This is a genomic window from Curtobacterium sp. MMLR14_010, from assembly GCF_001865015.1.
Classification (GTDB): Bacteria; Actinomycetota; Actinomycetes; order Actinomycetales; family Microbacteriaceae; genus Curtobacterium.
In genome coordinates, this window is sequence record NZ_MJGV01000079.1 from 320,161 (window position 1) to 340,894 (window position 20,734).

Consider the following 20,734-nt stretch of genomic DNA (forward strand, 5'->3'; position numbering starts at 1 on the left):
AGTCGTGGGGCGTTCGTCGTGTCTGCTCAGTCGGCCGGTCGGGCGTTCGTCGGCGCGCTCAGCTGTGCGGGGTTTCCGCGAGCCACCGGCCGAGGTCGTCGGACCGCAGGGACGCGCTCAGCGACTGGACCGCGCCGGTGTTGACCGCGACGTAGGACTGGCCGTCCGGGGACGTGCCCCCGCCGGCGGTCGGCATCGTGAACGTGTGCAGGTCGTCGGCGCGGACGTCCCGGAGGGACCAGCCGAGGTCGACCACGGAGCGGAACGTCAGGCCGGGATCGACGGCGAGGTACTTGCTGGTCGCGGTGACGAAGTCCTTGATCCGTCCCGGGTTCGTCAGGGTGCCCTCGGACAGGAGCCCGTCGACGATCCCGCGCATGAACGCCTGCTGGTTGCGGACGCGGGTGTGGTCGGCGTCGGCGAAGGCATGTCGTTCTCGCACGAACGCCAGTGCCTGTTCACCGTCGAGGTGGTTCTGGCCGGCGACGATCTGGTGACGGGCTGGCCCGTTGATCGTGAAGGCCTGCGGGGCGTCGACGGTGACGCCTCCGAGTGCGTCGGTCATCCCCGTGAAGCCGGCGAAGTCGATCTCGGCCACGTGGTCGATCCGGACGTCGAGGAGCTGCTCGACGGTCTGCACCGTGAGGGGGATCCCGCCCCAGGCGTACGCGGCGTTGATCTTCGCGGAGCCGTGGCCGGGGACGTCGACCCACGAGTCCCGCATGATCGACATCAGGTAGACGGCCTTCCGGTCCGCCGGCACGTGGGCGAGCATCAGCGTGTCCGAACGGCCGCCCTGGCCGTGACCACCGTCGGCTCCGGCGGCGGCGCGGGAGTCGGAGCCGATGAGCAAGATGTCCTCCGCCGCGGCAGTGGCAGCGGGACGCTCGCCGGAGGGGAAGGCGTCGGCGATGGTGTCGGTGTCCCGGTCGTAGCTCCTGGCGAGGCCGCCGATGAACACGCTCGCGACGACGGCGACCACCCCGGCGATCCCGAGGAGCGAGCCGAACGTGGCGACGAGGGCGACGAGGAACGGACGGCGACGGCGAGGTCGTGCAGAACCGCGGGGTCGTGCAGAACGGCGGCCGGACATGCGGGCTCCTGGGGTCGGGCCGACGTGAGTGCCGACGCGGTCCAGGGTACTGGATGTGGTATTTCAACAGTGATCTGGTCAGGATCTGTGGAGGATCCGGCCCAGGGCTGCGCGGAGTGCGGGGTCGTCTGGCAGCACCTCGCGTTCGATGTGCCTGGCGGTGTCCCACATCACCCGGCCGTGGTCCGTCACGGTGATGACCCGCCGACGCCGGTCGTCCGGGTGCTCGGTACGCTCGACCATCCCGTCACGCTCGAGTCGCTCGAGGGTGCGCGACATCGTCTGGGGCTGGACCCGCGCAGCCCGGGCGAGGGTGTCGGCGCCGGTCGGACCGGTCCGGATCAGGATGTCGATCGCGATCAGCGCCGCGTGCTGCAGGCCGATCGCCCGGAGTCGCTCGTCCCAGTCCCGTTCGACCGACCGCGCTGCCGCTGCGAGCAGTCGCCCGAGGGGCCACTCGGCGGGGGCGTCGTCCATGGGGGAAGTCTACGGTCGGCTCTCTGGCGACCCGACGGACGGCAAGTAGTCAGCATGCTGACGATCGGTGTACGCTCGCCGACGTGTCCCGCCTCCTCCGCATCGTGGTCCCCGCCGTCGTGATCGTCGTCTGGCTCGTCGTGGCCGCGATCGGCGGTCCCTTCTTCGGGCGGGTGTCCGAGGTCTCCACGAATGACCAGACCTCGTTCCTGCCGGCATCGGCGGACGCGACGACGGTGCAGGACCGGGCCGCGGCCTTCCGCGACGAGACCGGTGCCCCGGCGGTCATCGTGCTCGAGCGCGACGGTGGGCTGCGGGACGCCGACTCCGCTGCCGCGGCGACCCTGGTCGACCGGCTCGCCGACCGCTCCGACGTCGACGCGGTCAGTCCGCCGATCCCGAGCGCGGACGGGGACGCCGTCGAGATCGTCGCCACGCTGACGAGCGCAGCCGACACCGGGACCGCGGTCGCGGCGATCCGGACGGACGTGGACGACGCGTTGCCCGACGGTGTGCGCGGGTACGTCACCGGTCCGGCCGGGTTCGCCGCCGACCTCACCGAGGCCTTCGCCGGCATCGACGGCATCCTGCTCGGTGTCGCCCTGGCCGCGGTGTTCGTCATCCTGGTCGTCGTCTACCGCTCGCCGCTCCTGCCCTTCCTGGTGCTCGGGACGGCGACGTTCGCCCTGACTGCGTCGATCCTCGTCGTGTGGGCGCTCGCGAAGGCCGGCGTCGTCACGGTGAACGGGCAGGTACAGGGCATCCTGTCGATCCTCGTCATCGGCGCGGCGACGGACTACGCCCTCCTCTACACGTCCCGGTACCGGGAGGCCCTCCGAGACCACCGCACCGGGTGGGACGCGACGAGGGCCGCGCTCCGAGGCAGCCTCGAGCCCGTCCTCGCGTCCGGTGGCACGGTGATCGTCGGCGTGCTCTGCCTGCTGCTCTCCGACCTGAACTCGAACAAGGCGCTCGGGCCGGTCGCCGCGATCGGCGTCGCCTTCAGCGTGCTCGCGGCGCTGACGCTGCTGCCGGCGCTCCTGCTCGCGTTCCGCCGGGCCGCGTTCTGGCCGCTCCCACCGGTCCACGGCAGCGGACACCCCGTCGTCACCGGGCCGGATGCCCGCGGGCTCTGGGCGCGGGTCGGTCGCCTCGTCGCGCGGCGCTCGCGGGTCGTGTGGATCGTCTGCACCGTCGGGCTGCTGGCGATGGGGGCCGGCCTGTCCGGCCTCCGGGCGGACGGGGTCCCGCAGAGCGACCTGGTGATCGGGCAGTCCCAGGCGCGTGACGGTCAGGCCGTGCTCGCGGACCACTTCCCTGCCGGTTCCGGCAGTCCAGCGCAGGTCCTCGGTGACGCGGACCGGCTCGACGAGCTCGTCGCGGCAGCCGACGGCGTCCGCGGGGTCGACGACGTGGTCGCCGTCGCGAAGGACTCGCCGACGGGCACGGTCCCCCTGGGTGCAGGGCCCCGGGGTGGCGCGGCACCGGGGGCCGACGTGCAGCCGACGGTGTCCGACGGGCAGGTGCTCCTGCAGGCGACGCTGACCGACGCGGCGGACTCCCCAGCCGCCGAACAGACCGTCCGCGACCTCCGCACCGCCGTCGAACGCGCGGACCCGGGAGCGCTCGTCGGGGGTGTGACGGCGACGGCGATCGACACGAACGACACCGGCATCCGCGACCGCACGCTGATCATCCCCGTCGTCCTGGTCGTGATCCTGCTCATCCTGATGCTGCTGCTCCGGAGCGTGGTGGCTCCGCTCGTGCTCATCGGCAGCGTGATCGTGTCCTTCGCCGCGGCACTCGGGGTCGGAGCGTTCGTGTTCGACCACGTCCTCCACTTCCCGGGGGCCGACCCGGCCGTGCCGCTGTACTCGTTCGTGTTCCTGGTGGCGCTCGGGGTGGACTACAACATCTTCCTCATGACCAGGGTCCGGGAGGAGTCCCTGCGCTCCGGGCCCCGTGAGGGCGTCCTGCGGGGGCTCGGCGTCACCGGCGGTGTCATCACCTCGGCCGGGGTCGTCCTCGCCGCGACGTTCGCCGCCCTCGGGGTGATCCCGATCCTGTTCCTCGTGCAGATCGCGTTCGTGGTCGCGTTCGGCGTCCTGCTCGACACCGTCGTGGTCCGGTCACTGCTCGTGCCGGCGATCGTCCACGACCTCGGCCGGCACGCCTGGTGGCCGTCCCGCCTCTCGCGCCGACCGGGTGACATGTGACACGCTGAGACCATGCCAGTTCCCTCGACGCAGCCAGCAGCCGAGCGCAAGCTCCTCCGAGACACCGTGCAGGACAAGATCCGTGACGCGATCATGGACGGCACGCTCGAGCCGGGGGAGCGGCTCAACGACGACGACCTGATCGCCTGGCTCGGCGTCTCCCGCACCCCGATCCGCGAAGCCCTCGCCGAACTCGCCCGCGCCGGCCTGATCGAGATGGCGCCGAACCGCTACACGCGGGTCGCAGCACCCACCTCGGTGGAACTGCTCGACGCCTACCGCACGCTCGGCGTCATCTACGGGGGCGTGGTCCGCCTGGCGGTGCCGCGCTTCACCGACGCCGAGCGGAAGAAGATCGTCGCGATGCTCGACGACGTCGTCGCACGGATCGGCAAGGACGAGATCGGCGCGGTCGCACAGAACGGCACGGACATCTACGCCATGTGGGCCGACGCCTGCGGCAACCCGTCGCTCGCGCAGCTCTGCCGGTCCACGACGGACGGGCTCGCGTTCAAGCTGCGGGTCCCCGAGCTCGCCGAACTCGTGCCGGCCGCGGTCGTCCTGCCCGAGCTGGCGAAGCTCAAGGAGGCGGTGAGCGCGAAGGACCCGATCGCGGCGGAGCTCGCGATGGAGGCCGCCCACCTGCTCCCGACGCGCGGCTGACCCGGCCCCTCGTCCAGACATACTGACATACGGTGCACTGATGTACTAGTGTCCAGGTATGGTCACCACGCGCTCACCCTTCCTCGCTCTCGGGCTCGCGATCGCCGTCGGAGCGCTGATGGCTCCGGCGGTCGCGTCCCCGGCCGCGGCCGCCACGATCGGACTCTCGATCGCGGTGGGCAGCGACGGCGCCGGGAGCTTCACCCCCGCTGATGGTCCCGGGGCCGATTCCGGGCCGCACAACGGCGTCGTCCGCACCTTCGACTCCGTCACCTACCAGGTCGAGGTCAGCTCGAACGACGGCAGCTCGACCAACGAGACCTTCCGTGTCACGAAGCCCCAGGGCACGACCTGGGCTGGGCTCCCCGGGCAGTGCGTCGGACCGGGCTCCGGGATCGAGGGCGACGTCCTCACCTGCAACGTCGGAGTGCTCGCCGAGGGCCAGGCGCGGGCGACCCCCGTCGTCCTGCGGGTCGATGGTGACCTCGCGAACGGAACGCTGCTCGGGATCACCGGGACCGTCACCGCCGACGGCTCCACGGAGCCCGGTCCGACCATGTCCTCCCCGGTCACCACGGTGTCCGCCGCCCCCAGGTACGACCTGACCAAGAACGTCGTGACGTCGCAGCTCACCGCCGGGGTGACCGGCCCGGACGGCGTGACCGAGGGCATCGCGATCCGGTACCCGATCGCCGTGAGCTGGAACCCGGTCGTCCAGGGGCAGGGGATGCTCGGGTTCGAGCGGAGCACCGGGACGTTCTCGTTCGAGGACGACGTGTCGGGGATGGCGGGAGGTGACCGGTCCCAGGCACAGCTCCTCGACCTCGGCGGGGTCCCGGCGTGCGGCCAAAACGCGCGCGGCATCATCGGACTGATGCCCGGTGGCAGCGGCGGCGGCTCGCAGGCCGTCCTCGACTCGGGCTCGATCACCTGCACGCAGGACGGCGGCCCGGGCTCGCCAGTCCGGGTGGTCGCCTCGGGCGTCGACACCGCGATCACCCCGTCCACCCTCCCGGACCGCACGCTCGAGGGCGGTTCGATCCCCGGGGGCACCAAGCCGTACGTGATCTCCGGCTACATCACCCTCTGGGTCCCGGAGCCGGCAGCGAACGCGACGTTCGTCGCGGTGAACAGGTTCGGTGCCCTGCAGACCCAGTCGATCAGTGGCCGCGCGAACGCCGCCGAACCGATGGCGAACAACGTGGCCGAGCGGAACCTCTCGAACTTCCTCCCGGGGACCGGCTACAAGTCCCTCGGGCAGATCACGGACCAGGACACCGACGCGACGAAGGCCGGTTCTGCCAAGAACGGCGATCCGTACGTCACTGCTGGGCAGCTCCTCCGTGCCCATGTGAGCACGACCAACCTTGGCACCGGCGCGTACCGGGACGCGGTCCTCTGTGACGTCATCGACAACCGGTACCAGCACGTGTCGGACCGGAACGCCCGTCGGACCGCGGCCTACTCGTCCGGAATCGCAGGAGCGCGGGTCGAGTACGCCGCGTTCGGGTTCACGGACCCGGTCGTCGGGCGCGACGCCACCTGCGGCGACGGCGACGGGCCGTGGTACTCCGACCCCGACGACGTCCCCGGCGGCGCGCACGCGGTCGGCAAGGTCCGAGCCGTCGGTTCGGTCGACGGCGGCCGGACGGGCAACCTGTTCGTGTACCTCGACGTCGACGCCGCACCCAACGACACCCGCGTGCGGGACTTCGGGCAGGTCTTCTACGGCAGCACCGGCGACGGCACCTGGGTCCACGACCGGACCGACCCCGGGACCGGCGCGGGGCCGTACGCCGACAGTGTCATCGTCACGGAGTCGATGGCCCGCGTCACGAAGAAGATCGTCGACCCGGGCACGGACGAGGACACCACCCCCGACGACACCTCCTTCGTCGTGTCCGGGAACAGCCTCGACTTCGCGGTCTACCCGACACTGTCGAACGCGAACGGCACCGGGCGGGCGCAGGACGTCTCCGTGGTGGACACCCTGCCCGTGTCCACGGAGTACGAGGCCGGTTCCGCGTCCGTCGAGCCCGCTGACCGGGAGTGGGTCACCGACCAGGACGGACAGCGCCGGCAGCGACTGACGTGGGTCCTGCCGGGCGTGGTACCGGGCGTCGTGATCGAACCCATCCGGTACACGGTCGTCGTCGACCCGACCGCTGCGCCCGGGAGCATCCAGAACTCCGTGACGGTCAGTGCGCCGGACGACGTGTCCGCCGAGCGCTTCCGCCAGGCGTTCCGATCGGTCCGGGTCGTCGCGAGCGGCGGCGTCGGTGTCTCGAAGACCGCGCGCGAGCCGGTCGTCGTCAACGGTGACCTCCTCCGGTGGACCCTCACGTACACGAACACCAACGCGTCGCCGATCGAGGGTGTCGACCTGATCGACGTCCTGCCGTACGACGGCGACGGGGGCGGCTCCCGGTTCACCGGGACGGCCCGACTCGCCACCGGTGTGACGACCTCCCCGGGGGAGCTCGCGACCTACACGGCGTCACGTCCCCAGGACATCGACGTCGATGCCGGTCACGAGTCGAACCGTCCCGGCGGTTCGACCACGTGGTGTGCGGCGGCTGACTTCGGCACCGGCGCCTGCCCCCGTTCGTTCGACGACGTCACCGGCCTGCGGATCCTCCGGACCACCGGTGTCGCCGTCGGCGAGACGCTGCGACACGAGGTCGCTCTGACCACGACGGGTGCCGAGGACGGGGACCGGTACACGAACCGTTTCGGACTCCGGGCATCGAACCTGGAACTCGCGGTGCAGTCGAACCGTGCGACCATCACCGTGGTGTCCGGCGCCGTCGGCGATCTCGTCTGGGCGGACACGAACGCCGACGGACTGCAGGACGCTGACGAGCCCGGGGTCACCGACGTGGCCGTCACGCTCACCGGCACGGACGACACCGGAACCGCGGTGGAGCGCTCGACCAGCACCGACGCCGACGGTCACTACCGGTTCGACGGACTGCGACCGGGCTCGTACCGCGTCCACGTCGCGCTGCCACCGGGGACCGCCGCCACCGAGCAGCACGTCGGTGACGATCGCACGATCGACTCGGACATCGCGTCGAACGGCGTGACGTCCCCGGTGACGCTCGTTGCTGAGCGGGACGCCGACGACGTGCTCGCGGGCGTGTCCTCCGACCTCACCGTCGACGCGGGGCTCGTCGAGGACACCGGTCGCGACGACGACTCCGGCGACACGGGTTCGCCCGGCGACGGCGGTGACGGTGGCGACAGTGGCGACAGTGGCGACAGTGGCGACAGCGGCGACAGTGGCGACAGTGGCGACAGCGGCGCCATCGAGACCGGCAGCGGCACCAACGGCAGTGGCAGCAGTGGCAGCAGCGGGGTGGGTGACCGCGGTGCCGGTGCCGGGGCCGGTTCCGCCGACGACCGCTCGGCTGCCCGCACCAGCGCGACCGACCGCGTCCTCGCGTTCACGGGCGCGGAGGTGCTCCCGCTGCTGTTCGGCGCTGGGGCGCTCGTCCTGCTCGGTGCCGGCGCGCTCCTGGTGGCTCGCCGCCGACGATCCTGACGGCTCCGGTACCGGGGCGGCCCTGACCAGCCCAGGACAGGAGGCTCGTGGCGGCATCGCCACGAGCCTCCTGTCCGTTTCCCAGGGCTGTTCCATGTCCCGAGAGCGCGGTGCGGTTATCGTGCTGCAGTGAGCATCGAGCCCGAAGCGACGACCGCCCGCCGCCGACGCGGCGCCGTGCCGCCCCGACACGGCCGCCAGAAGCGCGGCGTCGGCGTGGTCTTCCCCGCCGTCGCCGGCGTGCTGACCATGGCGCTGCTGCTCAGCGGCGGGTACGCCGCGTACGCCTACGGACGGCTGTCGGGCGGGGTGACGCGCATCGACGCGATCGTCGGCGGGACGTCGAAGAAGAACGACGTCGACGGGAAGGCGCAGAACATCCTGCTCGTCGGTGACGACCACCGGCCCGACAACGCGACGCCCGAGCAGATGGCCGAGCTCAGCACGGAGTCCGACGGCGGCGCGACCAACACCGACACGATGATCGTGCTGCACATCAACGCCGACGGCACGCAGGCGACGATGATGTCGTTCCCGCGCGACTCGTACGTCGACATCCCGGGTGTCGGCAAGGGCAAGCTCAACAGCGCGTTCCACTACGGCACGTTGAACGGCGGCGGCGACACCGGTGGGGCGAAGCTGCTCATCCAGACGATCCAGGACCTCAGCGGGCTGACGATCGACCACTACGTCCGGGTCTCGCTGCTCGGCTTCTACCAGGTGGTCAAGGAGCTCGGCCCGGTGCAGGTCTGCCTCAACCAGGCGGCGAAGGACAAGGACTCCGGCGTCGACCTGCCCGCCGGGGTGTCGACGCTCGACGCCAAGCAGGCGCTGTCCTTCGTGCGCCAGCGCAAGGGCCTGCCGAACGGCGACCTCGACCGCAGCGTCCGCCAGCAGTACTTCCTGTCACAGGAGGCCCGCAAGGTCCTCTCCGCCGGCACCCTGCTGAACCCGGTGAAGATGGGGAACATCCTCGGTGCCGTCGGTGGGTCCATCCAGACCGACACCGACCTCATCTCGCTCGCGTCGAAGCTGCGGAACCTGCGTCCGGCCAACATCCAGTCCGCCACGATCCCGACGCTCGGCACCCCGACCATCTACCCGAACGGCGTCGCGCTCTCCATCGTCGAGGTCGACACCGTCGGGCTCCCCGCGTTCGTGCAGAGCCTCGTCGGTGAGCCGGAGTCCTACACCAAGGCGGCCGCAGCGCAGCCCGCGTCCACGACGGTCACCGTGCTGAACGGCAGCGGGATCACCGGCGCGGCGACGAACGCCGGGGGCGTGCTGACCGCCCGCGGCTTCCAGGTCGGTGCGCCGGGTTCGTCGGACACCACGAAGACGACCCTGGTGCGGTACCCGGCCGGCATGGAGGGGCAGGCCAAGGCCGTCGCCGCGGTGGTGCCCGGGGCGGTCGCCGTGCGGTCCACCACGGCCACCGGCGTCGAGCTCGTGCTCGGCACGGACGGCAAGACGGTCAAGCCCGTGGCCGAGGCACCGGCTCCGGCACCCTCGGAGAGCTCGGCACCCGAGCCGGCACCCGCTGAATCGCAGTCCTCCGAGCCCGCTCCCTCGTCGACCGACGTGCAGAGCTACGGCAAGGACGGCGTCTGCATCAACTGACGGGTACGGTCGACGGGTGGACAACGCAGCCCGTCCGATCACCCTGATGACCTACAACGTGAAGAACCCCGACCCGGCGCGCAACTGGCCGGCCCGGGTCCCCGTCCTGCTGGACATCGTCCGTCGGAACGACCCCGACCTCCTCTGCGTGCAGGAGGCCTTCGACCACCAGATGGACGACCTGCGGCAGGGACTGCCCGGGTACACCGCCATCGGCCAGGGCCGTGAGGGCGGCACGGCGGGCGAACACGCGGCCGTGTTCTTCCGCACGAGCCGGTTCCGCCCCGACGTGGACGGGTCCTTCTGGCTCTCCGACACCCCGGACGAGCCGGCGTCGAACACCTGGGGCAGCGTCTACCCGCGCATCGCCAACCACGTGCGCTTCCTCGACGTCGAGGGGCCGACGTTCACGCTCCTGACGACGCACCTCGACCACGAGCCGAACGAGCACGGCGACGAGGTCCGGGGCCGCGGTGCCGCCCTCATCGTCGAGCGCCTGGCCGGGATCGGCGGGCCCGTCGTCGTCGCGGGTGACTGCAACGAGCCCGCGGGGACCGGGAGCGCGTCACGCGTGTTCGCCGACGCCGGGTACTCGGACGCGTGGACCGTGGCGGGGGACCCCGACGACCGCACCGCGACCTACAACAACTGGGAGCCGCCGGTGGACTCCGGGGAGCGCATCGACTGGGTCCTCACGAAGGACGTCGCCGGCGTCGACCGGGTGCGCATCGACCACGACGGACCGGAGACCTGGTTCGCGAGCGACCACTTCCCGGTGATCGCGACCCTGCGCATGTGACGCTCTGGCCGCGCTGCGGTGCGGCGGGCTCAGCAGCCCCGCGTCGCGTGCACGGGCATCGGGGACCCGATGACCGTGACCGTGGTGTCGTCGGTGAGCGCTGAGACGCCGTTCGTGCCGGCACCGCGACGGTCGGAGGGCCAGCCCTCCTCGAGCAGGACCTGCCACGCCTCGGCGTCGTCGGAGCCGAGTGACTCGCGGTCGTCGGAGTCGGCGTGTTCGATGCGGTGCTCGACGTCGTCGCCGACCTGGACGCCGTGCGGGCCCTGGAGTTCGACGACGGCACCGGTGCGGGTGCGGACGTCGTCGCGGAGGACCCGGACCTCCACCGAGTTGCCGAGCGCCGACGGCGTGGCCAGTGCGGCGACGCGGACGGCACCACCCCACGTGGAGGTCGTGCTGGCGGGGAAGCAGCGACCGCCGTCGCCCTCGGCGGTCTGCGTGCGGGACGGTGTGCCGAGCAGTCGCGTGAGCACCCGGACCGTGGTGCGGGCGTCCCGCATGGAGACGACGGCGACGGTCCGCCGGCCGTCGCGGAGCGTGATCGACTCGGCGTCGAGCTCGATGGCGTCCACCCGCTTGAGCGTGCCGGAGGGGACCCAGGTGGCGCTCGACGAGCGCGAGAGCCCGGCGGCGGCGCGGTCGTCCGGGGCGGACACGCGCACGAGGTCGGTCGACGTCACGCCCGCCACGACGGCGAGCGCGGCGGTGCCGAGCACGAGCAGGGTCCGGAGGGTCACCCGTCGACGGTACGACCAGCGACCCGGCTGCGCGACGGGTGTTACCGAATCGGGGCCGGGCCGTCACCGGACCGTGATGTTCGTGGCGGCGGTGGGACGAGCCTCCCGACCGCTCGTGATCCGGCTGTTCCTGGACTGGACAGGTCTTGTACATGTACTGTCGTGTCCATGCCCGTCTCATCGAAGCGACGCCTCGTCGCCGACGCCCTGCGTGAGGCGATCGGCACGGGCCGGTACGGTCCCGGCGAACGACTGCCGGGGGAGCACGAGCTGGCCGAACGGTTCTCGGTCAGCCGGGGCACCGTCCGCGCGGCACTGGCCGACCTGGCGGACGACGAGTACATCGCCACCCACGGCGGCATCGGGTCGGTCGTGACCTTCGACGGCGCGGCCCTCGACCCGCGCGCCGGGTGGGCACGGTCGATCGCCGGCAGCGGCGCCGAGGTCCGGGCCGTGACGCTCCGGATCGAGCGCGTCGTGGACGCCGAGCTCGCCGGTGTCGTCGGGGCCGACCCCGAGCTGGTCGCGGTCGACCGCGTGCGGTCGGTCGTCGACGGTCCGGCCGTCTCCTACGAGCGGAGCCTGGTCCCGCGCATCGGCCGACTGGACCGATCCGTCGAGGACGGCCTGGTCGACGGATCCCTGAGCGCCACCATCGCGGCTGCCGGCCTCGTCCCCGCCCGGGCCGAGCAGTGGATCGACGTCCGCCCGCTCGACGAGTCCGAGGCGCTCGTCCTGGGCCGCGCAGCCGGCACGCCCTTCCTGCACAGCCGACGGGTGTCACGGACCGCCGGGGGCGCTTTCGTGGAGACGGTCGACAGCCTGCTCGACCCCGACCGGTTCCGGATCCACATGCGGTTCGGCCAGCCGTCCGCCGCCCCGACCCCACGACAGGACACCACCCGATGACCCCCCACGACCACGCGCTCGCCGCCTTCCAGGGCCTCGCGATCGGCGACGCGCTCGGCATGCCCACGCAGTCGATGTCCCTCGCCGAGATCCGCGCCGACCACGGGCGCATCGCCGGCTTCGTCGACGCCGGGCCCCACCAGCGGATCGCGTACGGCATGCCCGCCGCGAGCGTCACCGACGACACCGAGCAGGCGGTCCTCGTCGCCCGGCTGCTCGTCGAGGGCGACGGGCGGCTCGACCCGACCCGGTTCGCCGAGGCCCTGATCGCCTGGGAGCGGGCGATGGCAGCGAAGGGGTCCCTCGACCTGCTCGGCCCCAGCACGAAGACGGCCGTGCAGCGCATCCTCGACGGCGTCCCCGTGGCCGAGGCCGGCTCCACCGGGACCACGAACGGGGCAGCCATGCGCATCACCCCCGTCGGGATCACCACGCGGGCCGACGACCTCGACGCGCTGGTCGACGCCGTGCAGGACGCCTGCCGGGTCACGCACGACACCGGGCTCGGCATCGCCGGTGCCGCTGCGGTCGCCGCCGCGGTGAGCGCCGGGATCGACGGCGCCACCCGGGCCGAGGCCCTCGACGTCGCGGTCGCCGCCGCGCGGATCGGGGAGCGCCGTGGCCACTGGGTCGCCGGCGCCTCGATCGCGGCGAAGACGAGCTGGGCGCGCGGCTTCCTGCCGACGATCCCGGCCGACGAGCGGATCGCCACCGTCGACGGCGTCATCGGCACGAGCGTCGCGAGCCAGGAGTCCGTCGTGGCAGCGCTCGCGCTGGTGTCGCTCGACCTCGACCCGTGGGAGACGCTCTGCACCGCGGCGAGCCTCGGCGGCGACACGGACACGATCGCGGCGATGGCCGGTGCGGTGCTCGGCGCCGTGCACGGACCCTCCGCGTGGCCGGCCGGCGCCGCCGAGCAGGTCGAGCGTGTCAACGACCTGCGGTTCGCCGACGTCGTGACGCCGCTCCTCGCGCTGCGCCCCACCGCGTAGCCCCAGAGCCCCCCAAGGCACACAGCCCACACCCCCCCCCAAAGCCCCCGGTCGGTGGCGTCCCCCCAGCGCCATCGACCGGGTCTCCCCCCCCGCAAGCCCTTCCGACGACGTAAGAGGAATGATGTCCGACACCGCTCCCCACTCCAGCGGCACGCTCACCAGCATCGAACAACGCGGGATCGAGCCCGTCCCCGCCGCCGAGCGCACCGGGAACGCCGGCGCGCTGTTCTGGGTCTGGTTCGCCGCGAACATCTCGATCCTCGGGCTGCCGCTCGGGGCGACCCTGGTGGCCTTCCAGCACCTGAACATCTGGCAGGCGCTGCTCGTCGCCGTGATCGGCGCTGCCGGGTCGTTCGCCGTCGTCGGCGTGATCTCGGTCGCGGGTCGTCGCGGCGGTGCACCCGGCCTGACCCTGAGCCGCGCGGTCTTCGGCGTGCGCGGCAACATCGGCCCGACGTTCGTGTCGCTGTTGTCCCGCCTGGGCTGGGAGACGGTGAACACGACGACGGCCGCGTTCGTCCTGCTGTCGCTCTTCACGATCATCGGGTGGAAGGACGCAGCCGGGACGGACGGCGACGCCAAGCACAACCCGGTCCTGACGATCGTCGCCATCCTGGTGTTCGTCGTCGCGACCGTGCTCATCTCCGGCCTCGGCCACGCGTTCATCGTCGCCGTGCAGAAGTGGGCGACGTGGGTGTTCGGCGCGCTGAACCTGTTCGTCGCCGTGTTCCTGGTGCTCCGCGTCGACTGGCAGGTCGTCGGCAGCGCCCCCGCCGGGCCGTTCGCCGCGATGGCGATCGGCATCGGCACGATCGCCGCCGGCACCGGGATCGGCTGGGCCACCGCCGGTGCGGACATCGCCCGGTACTCCAAGCGCAGCGTCCGCGCGTCGAAGCTCGTCGCCGCGAGCGCCGCCGGCGCCGGCATCCCGCTCGTGCTGCTCGTCGGGCTCGGTGCGCTCGTGTCCGCCGGTGACCCGACGCTCGCCCAGGCCGGCGACCCGGTGGCAGCGATCCGCGACCTGCTGCCCGGCTGGATGGCCGTGCCGTACCTGATCGCCGCGTTCGGTGGTCTGCTGCTGTCGAACCACCTGTCCGTGTACTCGGCGAGCCTCACCACGCTGACCCTCGGCATCAAGGTGCCCCGGGTGTGGGCGGTCGCCGTCGACGTCGTCGTGACCACGCTCGGCGCGATGTACTTCATGCTCGTGGCCGACGGCTTCTACGCGCCGTTCATCACGTTCATCTCGGTGCTCGCCGTCCCGATCACCGCCTGGCTCGGGGTCTTCATCGCCGACATCGTGCGGCGCACCTGGTACGACCCCGAGGCCCTGCTCGACCTCCGCGCCGGTGGTCGCTACTGGTACTCCGGTGGCATCGCCTGGCGTGCGGTGGTCGCCTGGGCCGTCGCGATCGTCGTCGGCTTCCTGTTCACCAACGTGCAGGTCGGCGACGCCGACCCGGTCTTCGTCGGGGCGTTCTCCTCGACGTGGATCGGTGCGAACGGCCTCGGCTGGATCGTCACGTTCATCGTCGCCGCGGCGATCTACGCACTCACCGGCGGGCCGAAGGGCGTCCTGCACGAGCCCGTGGACGAGTCCGCGCCGATGCCCGTCCGCGAGCGCGCCTGATGCCCCGGCTCATCTCGGTCGGCAACGTGATCGTCGACATCGTGATGCGGATCGGCACCCTGCCCGAGCCGGGTGGCGACGTCATCGCGTCGTCGTCGGACATCACGGCCGGCGGTGGGCTGAACACCATGGTCGCCGCACGCCGGGACGGGCTCGAGGTCGTCTTCGCCGGCCAGTACGGCACGGGCCCGTTCGGTGACGTCGTCCGCCGGGCACTCGTGGACGCTGACGTCGAGGTCCTGCAGCCCGGCCTCGACGACGTCGACAGCGGGTACTGCGTCGCGCTCGTGGACGCCTCCACCGAGCGCACCTTCGTCACGAGCGTCGGCGCCGAAGGACGGCTCGGTGCCGAGGAGCTCGCCCGCGTCACGCTCCGCGACGACGACACGCTGTTCGTCTCCGGCTACGGCCTGGCACACCCCGTGAACGGGCGGGCGATCGCCGACTGGCTCGGGTCCGTCCCCGAGGGCGTCCGGGTCGTGTTCGACCCGTCGCCGCTCGTCGACACGCTCGACCCGGCGGTGCTCGGCCCCGTCATGGCGCGCGCGGACGTGCTGTCCACGAACGCCCGGGAGGCTCGGCTGCTGTCCCCGGGGTCGGCCGACCTCCGTCAGGCGGTCACCACCATGGCCGCGGGTGCGTCCGGCACGGTGCTGGTGCGTGACGGCGGGGCCGGGTGCTGGGTGGCCGACCGCTCGCTGCCCGACGGGCCCGTCCTGGTGCCGGGGTTCCCGGTGACGGCCGTCGACACGAACGGCGCCGGGGACGCGCACGGCGGTGTGCTCGTCGCGGCGCTCTCCCGCGGTGCGGCGCTCCTCGACGCGGTCCGGCGGGCGAACGCCGCCGCGGCGATCGCGGTCTCGCGACCCGGCCCCGCGACGGCGCCCACGCGCGCCGAGACCGACGCGTTCCTGGCGGCGCACGCGTCGTAGGCGGCGTGGCGGGCGTGCCCCGAGCCTCCCGTCCGGGACCCGTGCCCGGCGGCTCAGCGCCCGGGCAGGGTGGCGAGTGACTGCGACCGCTGCTCGAGCAGCGCGGCGTACGTGCCGTCGCGCTCGGCCCACCGCAGCGCCTGTGCGCGCTCGACGACGACCTCGTGCGGCGTCGGTGTCTGCGTGAGCAGGCCGACGGCCTCGTCGAGGTATGCGTCGAGCGGCAGGGCGTTCGGGTTCACCTGCTCCTGGCCGGCGGTGGCGACCGCGGGCGGCACGAGTTCGGTGACGCCGACGCCGGTGCCCGCGAGCTGAGCGCGGAGGGCCTCGCTGTACGCGTGGACCGCGGCCTTCGACGCACCGTAGGTCGCCATGAGCGGGAACGGCATGAACGCGATGCCGGAGGTCACCGTCAGGAAGTCGCCGTGGCCCTGCGCGACGAGGTGCGGCGTGAAGGCGTCGAGCACGCGGATGGTGCCGAGCAGGTTGACGTCGATCGTGGTCGCCGAGGACGCGAAGTGCGCCGGGTCGCGGAGGTCCTCGAGCAGCATCACGCCGGACATCGTCACGACGAGGTCGAGGTCGGGGTGCGCCGTCAGCACCTCGTCGCGAGCACGGAGGACCGAACCCGGGTCAGTGACGTCGACGGAGACGGTCTCGAGGTCGTCGACCCGACCGGTGTCGCGGCCGCCGACGACGACGGTGGAGCCGGCGTCCGCGAGACGACGGGCGAGGCCGCGGCCGATGCCGGACGTGCCGCCGACGATGAGGACGGTGCGGTCGTGGATGTCCATGGCAGTGCTCTTCTCTGGTTCTTCGTGGTGGGTGGTCCTGTGATGGGTGGGACGACTCGATGGTGCGCGCGCCGTCAGGACCGCGGGAGGTCCCCCGTGGTCCAGGGGAGTGACAGGGCACCCCTGGCATCCGGAGTGCTCAGTAGCGTGAGCGGCATGGACGAACCCACGGCGAACCGGCTCGGCGAGTACCTGCTCGCACGGCGGGGCCTCGTCACGCCGGAGCAGGTCGGACTCGCTCCCGGCGGGAACCGGCGGGTCACCGGACTCCGGCGCGAGGAGGTCGCACTGCTCGCCGGGATCAGCCTCGACTACTACCTGCGCCTCGAACGCGGGCGAGACGGCAACCCGTCGGCGCAGGTGCTGGAGTCCCTGGCGCGGGTGCTCCAGCTCGACGACGTGGAGACCGAGTTCCTCCTCGGTCTCGGAGCGACCCGCACGAGGCCACGGCGTCGTCGCGCGGTCGAACGCGTGCCGGCCCGCCTGTACCAGCTCCTCGCCACGCTCGAGGTGCCGGCGTTCGTCGAGGGGCGGTACTTCGACGTCCTGGCCGTGAACGCGGTCGCGACGGCCTTCTCGCCGCGCCTGACCCCGGGGGAGAACCGCTTGCGGTCGCTGCTCCTCGACGCGGAGGAGCGCGAGTTCCACGACGACTGGGAGACCGCGACGGCCGACGCGGTCGCGTCCTTCCGGCACACGGTCGGCGACGACGTCACCGATGCCCGGGCGGTCGAGATCGTCGGGGAGCTCTCGATGGCCAGCGCGCGGTTCCGGTCCCTCTGGGCCCGGCAGGACGTCCGCCGGCTCACGGGGAACTCGACCGTCGTGCACCACCCCTCGGTGGGGACCGTGCGGATGCACCGCGAGAAGTTCCCCGTCGACGGTCTGCTGTTCGTCGTGTACTACCCGGACACGGACAGCGAGAGCGCCGAGAAGGTCCGCCTCCTGGCGGCACTGGCGACGAGTCGCGGCAGCGACGGGGGAGTACCCGACGGTGCCGGCGTCGGCAGCGACGGTGCCGGCGGCGACGGTGCGGTGTCGGGCGACCGGTCTTGACGGTGGCCGCCTGCCGGGCCGTGGCCGGTGTGCGCAACCGGGGGACAGCCTCCTGGGCGGTGCGGTGACCGCGCTGCGTACCGTGAGGGACATGACGGACCAGCAGATCGACCAGTACACGATGCAGGACCCGACGAAGCTCTACGCCGACAAGACGCCCGACGAGCAGTACCTCAAGGGTGCCGGCACGGACGCCGAGATGGCGGAGAACGTCCCGGCCGACCACGGTGAGGACACCTACCGCGGCTCGGGCCGACTCGAGGGCCGCAAGGCGCTCATCACCGGCGGTGACTCCGGCATCGGTGCCGCCGTCGCGATCGCGTACGCCCGCGAGGGTGCCGACGTGGCCATCAACTACCTCCCCGAGGAGCAGGAAGATGCCGACCGCATCGTCTCGCTCATCGAGGCCGCCGGCCGCAAGGCCGTCGCGATCCCGGGTGACATCACGTCGCTCGAGTTCTGCGAGCAGCTCGTCGCGACCGCCGTGCAGGAGCTCGGTGGGCTCGACGTCCTGGTGAACAACGCCGGCAAGCAGCAGAACGTCGACGACATCACGAAGATCTCCGACGACGAGTTCGACGAGACCTTCAAGACGAACGTCTACGCGACGTTCCGCATCACGAAGGCCGCCGTCCCGCACCTGAAGCCGGGCTCGACGATCATCAACACGACCTCGATCCAGGCCTACGCGCCGTCGCCGCACCTGGTGCACTACGCGGCCACCAAGGCCACCGTGAACAACCTCGCGAAGGGCCTCGCCGCGCAGCTCGCGCCGAAGGGCATCCGCGTCAACGCCGTCGCACCGGGCCCGATCTGGACGCCGCTGCAGCCGGCCGGTGGTCAGCCGCCGGAGGCGCTGCCGTCCGCCGGTGAGCAGACCTACCTGGGCCGCTGGGGCCAGCCGGCCGAGCTCGCGCCGGCGTACGTGTTCCTGGCGAGCGGCGAGTCGTCGTACGTCGTCGGGGAGACGCTCCACGTCGACGGCGGCATGCCGACGCCGTAGCGGCTGCTGCGTGCCGGTCGGCTGTGTGCCGGCCGCGCCCGAATTGCGCTGAGTTGCGCTGATGGTGCGAGGTTCCACTAGCCGTGCTGGGTCCTGTGCCCGCACGGTGTGGGGAACCTCGCACCATTCCTCGTTCCGGGCGGACGCGGGCGCGCGGGCGGGGCGTGCGGCGCTCAGCGCGGCGTGCGGACGAGCAGCCAGATGAAGTACGGCGTGCCGATGACGGCGGTGAGGATCCCCGCGCCGAGCTGTGCCGGTGCGATGACGGTCCGCCCGACGACGTCGCCGACGCACACGAGCACCGCGCCGAGCAGCACGGCCACGGGCACCACGGCGGCGTGCTTCCGGCCCACCAGTGCCCTGGCCGCGTGCGGTGCGACGAGCCCCACGAAGCCGATCGTCCCGACCGCGGCGATCGCCGTCGCGGTGAGCAGCACCGACACCGCGAGGAAGCCGAACCGGGTGCGGGACAGCCGGACGCCGAGGAGGCGCGGGGTGTCCTCGTCGAGGGAGACGAGGTCGAGCTCCCGGCGCCGGGCGACGACGACGGCGAGCGACACCACGAGGACGACGGCGACCGGCAGGCAGTCCGCCCACGTGCGGCCGTAGGTCGAGCCGGACAGCCACGTCAGCGCCTTCGTCGCGTTGAACGGGTCGGTCAGGACGATCACCAGGCTGATCATCGCGGTGAGCCCGGACGAGACGCCGATGCCGACGAGCACCAGCCGGTCCTGGCGGAACCCACCGCGGGCAGCGAGCCCGAACACGACGGCGGCGGCGACGGCGGCGCCGAGGAAGGCCCCGCCCGCCGTGGTCCACGTCCCGACGACGGGCACCGCGGTCACGACGACGACCGCGCCGAGTCCCGCGCCGCTGGACACCCCCAGCACGCCGGGGTCGGCCAGGGGGTTCCGTGTGACGGCCTGCACGACCGTGCCGGCGAGCGCGAGGGCGGCTCCGGCCAGCAGCGCGGCGGACACCCGGGGGACCCGGGTGTCGAGGATGAAGGCGATGGCCTGGTTGGCCCGCCCGGTGAGCCAGTTCGTGACGTCGCCGAGGAGCAGCTTCGCGTCGCCGAGCAGCACCGACGCGATGACGACCCCGACCAGGACCACGACGAGCGAGCCGATGACGACGGGCACGGTCCACCGACCGGGGACGCTGGCGCCCTCGAGCTGCCCGGACTGGCCGGAGTCCCGCGTGCGGAGGGCCATCACGACGAGGAACACCGCGCCGACGACGCTCGTCACGACGCCGGTCGGCACCGCGGTCGCCGCGTCGCCGTGCACCACCGCGCGGAGCAGGACGTCGGACGCGAGCACGATGCCGGCGCCGACGAGCCCGGCGACCGGGAACGCCGCCCACGACCGGTGCAGCGTCGGGAAGCGCCGGGCGAGGGGGCGGACGAGCGCGGGGGCGGAGAGGCCGACGAAGCCGATCGGGCCGGCGACGGTGACGGCCGCTGCCGACAGCACCACGGCGAGCACGATCGCGACGACCCGGGTGCCGTGCACGGGGACGCCGAGCCCGCGGGCGGTGTCGTCGCCGAGCGCCAGGGCGTCGACCCGGCGGGACACGAACACGAAGCCGGCGACGCCGACGGCCAGGAACGGCAGCATCGGCACGAGCCCGCCGAAGCCGTTCTGCGCGATGCCGCCCTGGCTCCACGCGTACATCCCCTGGGTCTCCTGGGGGAACAGCAGGACCAGGGCGTTCGTCACCGCACCGAGTCCGAGCGCGAGGGCCGACCCGGCGAGCACCAGTCGGACGGTCCCGCTGCCGAGACCCGAGAGCGCGAGCACGACCGCCGCGGCACCGAGCCCACCGAGGAACGCGAGGCCCGACTGCGCCAGGACGCCGAACCCGATGCCGGAGACGGACCCGAGCCCGAGCGCGAGGTAGGCGCCCGCGTTGACGGCCAGCGTGTCCGGGGACGCGAGCACGTTCCGCGTGACGGCCTGCATCGCGGCGCCGGCCACCCCGAGGGCCACGCCGACCAGGAGCCCGGCGACCATCCGCGGCAGGCGGGACGCCACCACGACCGAGGCGTCCGTTCGGTCGGCGTTCCCCGTGACGGCCTTCCACAGCGCACCGGGTCCGACGTCGGCCGTGCCCTGCGTGACGTCGATCGCCGCGAGGATCGCGACGACGACGAGCCCACCGAGCAGCAGCGCGACGCCGAGGGAGACGCGCCGGGTCCGCGCACGTCCCGAGCGACCGGCGGCCGGGACGGCGCGGACCGGCGCCGGGGTGTCGATCACCC

General features: G+C 72.6%; 16 protein-coding genes. 11 read left to right on the forward strand and 5 right to left on the reverse strand.

Features of this window, described 5'->3' with window-relative positions:
• Positions 1-58: 58 nt before the first annotated feature.
• Together BIU98_RS16705 and BIU98_RS16710 are read right to left on the reverse strand one after the other, a co-directional pair.
• Positions 59-1,093 carry an LCP family protein gene (locus tag BIU98_RS16705; RefSeq protein WP_071279029.1) on the reverse strand — a complete coding sequence of 345 codons (1,035 nt, stop codon included), beginning with the start codon at positions 1,091-1,093 and terminating at the stop codon, positions 59-61.
• Positions 1,094-1,171: 78 nt separating this feature from the next.
• The gene (locus BIU98_RS16710) at positions 1,172-1,570 is read right to left on the reverse strand and encodes a MarR family winged helix-turn-helix transcriptional regulator (protein WP_071279031.1); all 399 of its coding nucleotides are present in this window, start codon (positions 1,568-1,570) and stop codon (positions 1,172-1,174) included.
• A gap of 83 nt (positions 1,571-1,653) precedes the next feature.
• Between BIU98_RS16710 and BIU98_RS16715 the strand changes: the two genes are divergently transcribed.
• From BIU98_RS16715 to BIU98_RS16735, 5 genes are all read left to right on the forward strand, one after another.
• Positions 1,654-3,786, forward strand: a complete 2,133-nt coding sequence (locus BIU98_RS16715) for an efflux RND transporter permease subunit (protein ID WP_071279033.1) — start codon at positions 1,654-1,656, stop codon at positions 3,784-3,786.
• Between the two features lie 12 nt (positions 3,787-3,798).
• Positions 3,799-4,449 carry a GntR family transcriptional regulator gene (locus tag BIU98_RS16720; protein ID WP_083393337.1) on the forward strand — a complete coding sequence of 217 codons (651 nt, stop codon included), beginning with the start codon at positions 3,799-3,801 and terminating at the stop codon, positions 4,447-4,449.
• Between the two features lie 58 nt (positions 4,450-4,507).
• Positions 4,508-7,993, forward strand: coding sequence for an SdrD B-like domain-containing protein (locus BIU98_RS16725; protein ID WP_071279037.1), 3,486 nt, complete (start codon positions 4,508-4,510; stop codon positions 7,991-7,993).
• Between the two features lie 129 nt (positions 7,994-8,122).
• Positions 8,123-9,613: an LCP family protein gene (locus BIU98_RS16730; protein WP_071279039.1), complete on the forward strand. Its 1,491-nt coding sequence runs from the start codon at positions 8,123-8,125 to the stop codon at positions 9,611-9,613.
• A 16-nt stretch (positions 9,614-9,629) separates the two neighbouring features.
• Positions 9,630-10,412 (forward strand): endonuclease/exonuclease/phosphatase family protein, encoded by a 783-nt coding sequence (locus tag BIU98_RS16735; RefSeq protein WP_071279041.1) that lies wholly within the window; start codon positions 9,630-9,632, stop codon positions 10,410-10,412.
• 29 nt (positions 10,413-10,441) lie between these two features.
• Here BIU98_RS16735 and BIU98_RS16740 read toward each other — a convergent pair whose 3' ends face one another.
• Positions 10,442-11,152 carry a hypothetical protein gene (locus BIU98_RS16740; protein ID WP_071279043.1) on the reverse strand — a complete coding sequence of 237 codons (711 nt, stop codon included), beginning with the start codon at positions 11,150-11,152 and terminating at the stop codon, positions 10,442-10,444.
• Between the two features lie 168 nt (positions 11,153-11,320).
• Here BIU98_RS16740 and BIU98_RS16745 point away from each other — a divergent pair, with 168 nt between their 5' ends.
• From BIU98_RS16745 to BIU98_RS16760, 4 genes are all read left to right on the forward strand, one after another.
• Positions 11,321-12,061 carry a GntR family transcriptional regulator gene (locus BIU98_RS16745; protein ID WP_071279246.1) on the forward strand — a complete coding sequence of 247 codons (741 nt, stop codon included), beginning with the start codon at positions 11,321-11,323 and terminating at the stop codon, positions 12,059-12,061.
• The gene (locus BIU98_RS16750; RefSeq protein ID WP_071279045.1) at positions 12,058-13,053 is read left to right on the forward strand and encodes an ADP-ribosylglycohydrolase family protein; all 996 of its coding nucleotides are present in this window, start codon (positions 12,058-12,060) and stop codon (positions 13,051-13,053) included. The genes BIU98_RS16745 and BIU98_RS16750 overlap by 4 nt, the downstream gene beginning before the upstream one ends.
• A gap of 124 nt (positions 13,054-13,177) precedes the next feature.
• The gene (locus tag BIU98_RS16755; RefSeq protein ID WP_071279248.1) at positions 13,178-14,686 is read left to right on the forward strand and encodes a cytosine permease; all 1,509 of its coding nucleotides are present in this window, start codon (positions 13,178-13,180) and stop codon (positions 14,684-14,686) included.
• Positions 14,686-15,618, forward strand: coding sequence for a PfkB family carbohydrate kinase (locus tag BIU98_RS16760; protein WP_071279047.1), 933 nt, complete (start codon positions 14,686-14,688; stop codon positions 15,616-15,618). Before BIU98_RS16755 ends, BIU98_RS16760 begins: the two co-directional genes overlap by 1 nt.
• Before the next feature lie 53 nt (positions 15,619-15,671).
• On the opposite strand, the gene BIU98_RS16765 is transcribed toward BIU98_RS16760, so the two are convergent.
• Positions 15,672-16,412, reverse strand: coding sequence for an SDR family oxidoreductase (locus BIU98_RS16765; protein ID WP_071279049.1), 741 nt, complete (start codon positions 16,410-16,412; stop codon positions 15,672-15,674).
• A 156-nt stretch (positions 16,413-16,568) separates the two neighbouring features.
• On the opposite strand from BIU98_RS16765, the gene BIU98_RS16770 reads away from it, so the two are divergent.
• Both BIU98_RS16770 and BIU98_RS16775 read left to right on the forward strand, forming a co-directional pair.
• On the forward strand, positions 16,569-17,468 hold the full coding sequence (locus tag BIU98_RS16770) for a helix-turn-helix transcriptional regulator (RefSeq protein WP_071279051.1): 900 nt from the start codon (positions 16,569-16,571) through the stop codon (positions 17,466-17,468).
• Positions 17,469-17,559: 91 nt separating this feature from the next.
• A complete protein-coding gene (locus BIU98_RS16775) occupies positions 17,560-18,471 on the forward strand; it encodes an SDR family oxidoreductase (RefSeq protein ID WP_071279053.1) in 912 nt (303 codons plus the stop codon).
• 173 nt (positions 18,472-18,644) lie between these two features.
• On the opposite strand, the gene BIU98_RS16780 is transcribed toward BIU98_RS16775, so the two are convergent.
• A complete protein-coding gene (locus tag BIU98_RS16780) occupies positions 18,645-20,732 on the reverse strand; it encodes an iron ABC transporter permease (RefSeq protein WP_071279055.1) in 2,088 nt (695 codons plus the stop codon).
• Between the last annotated feature and the right edge of the window lie 2 nt (positions 20,733-20,734).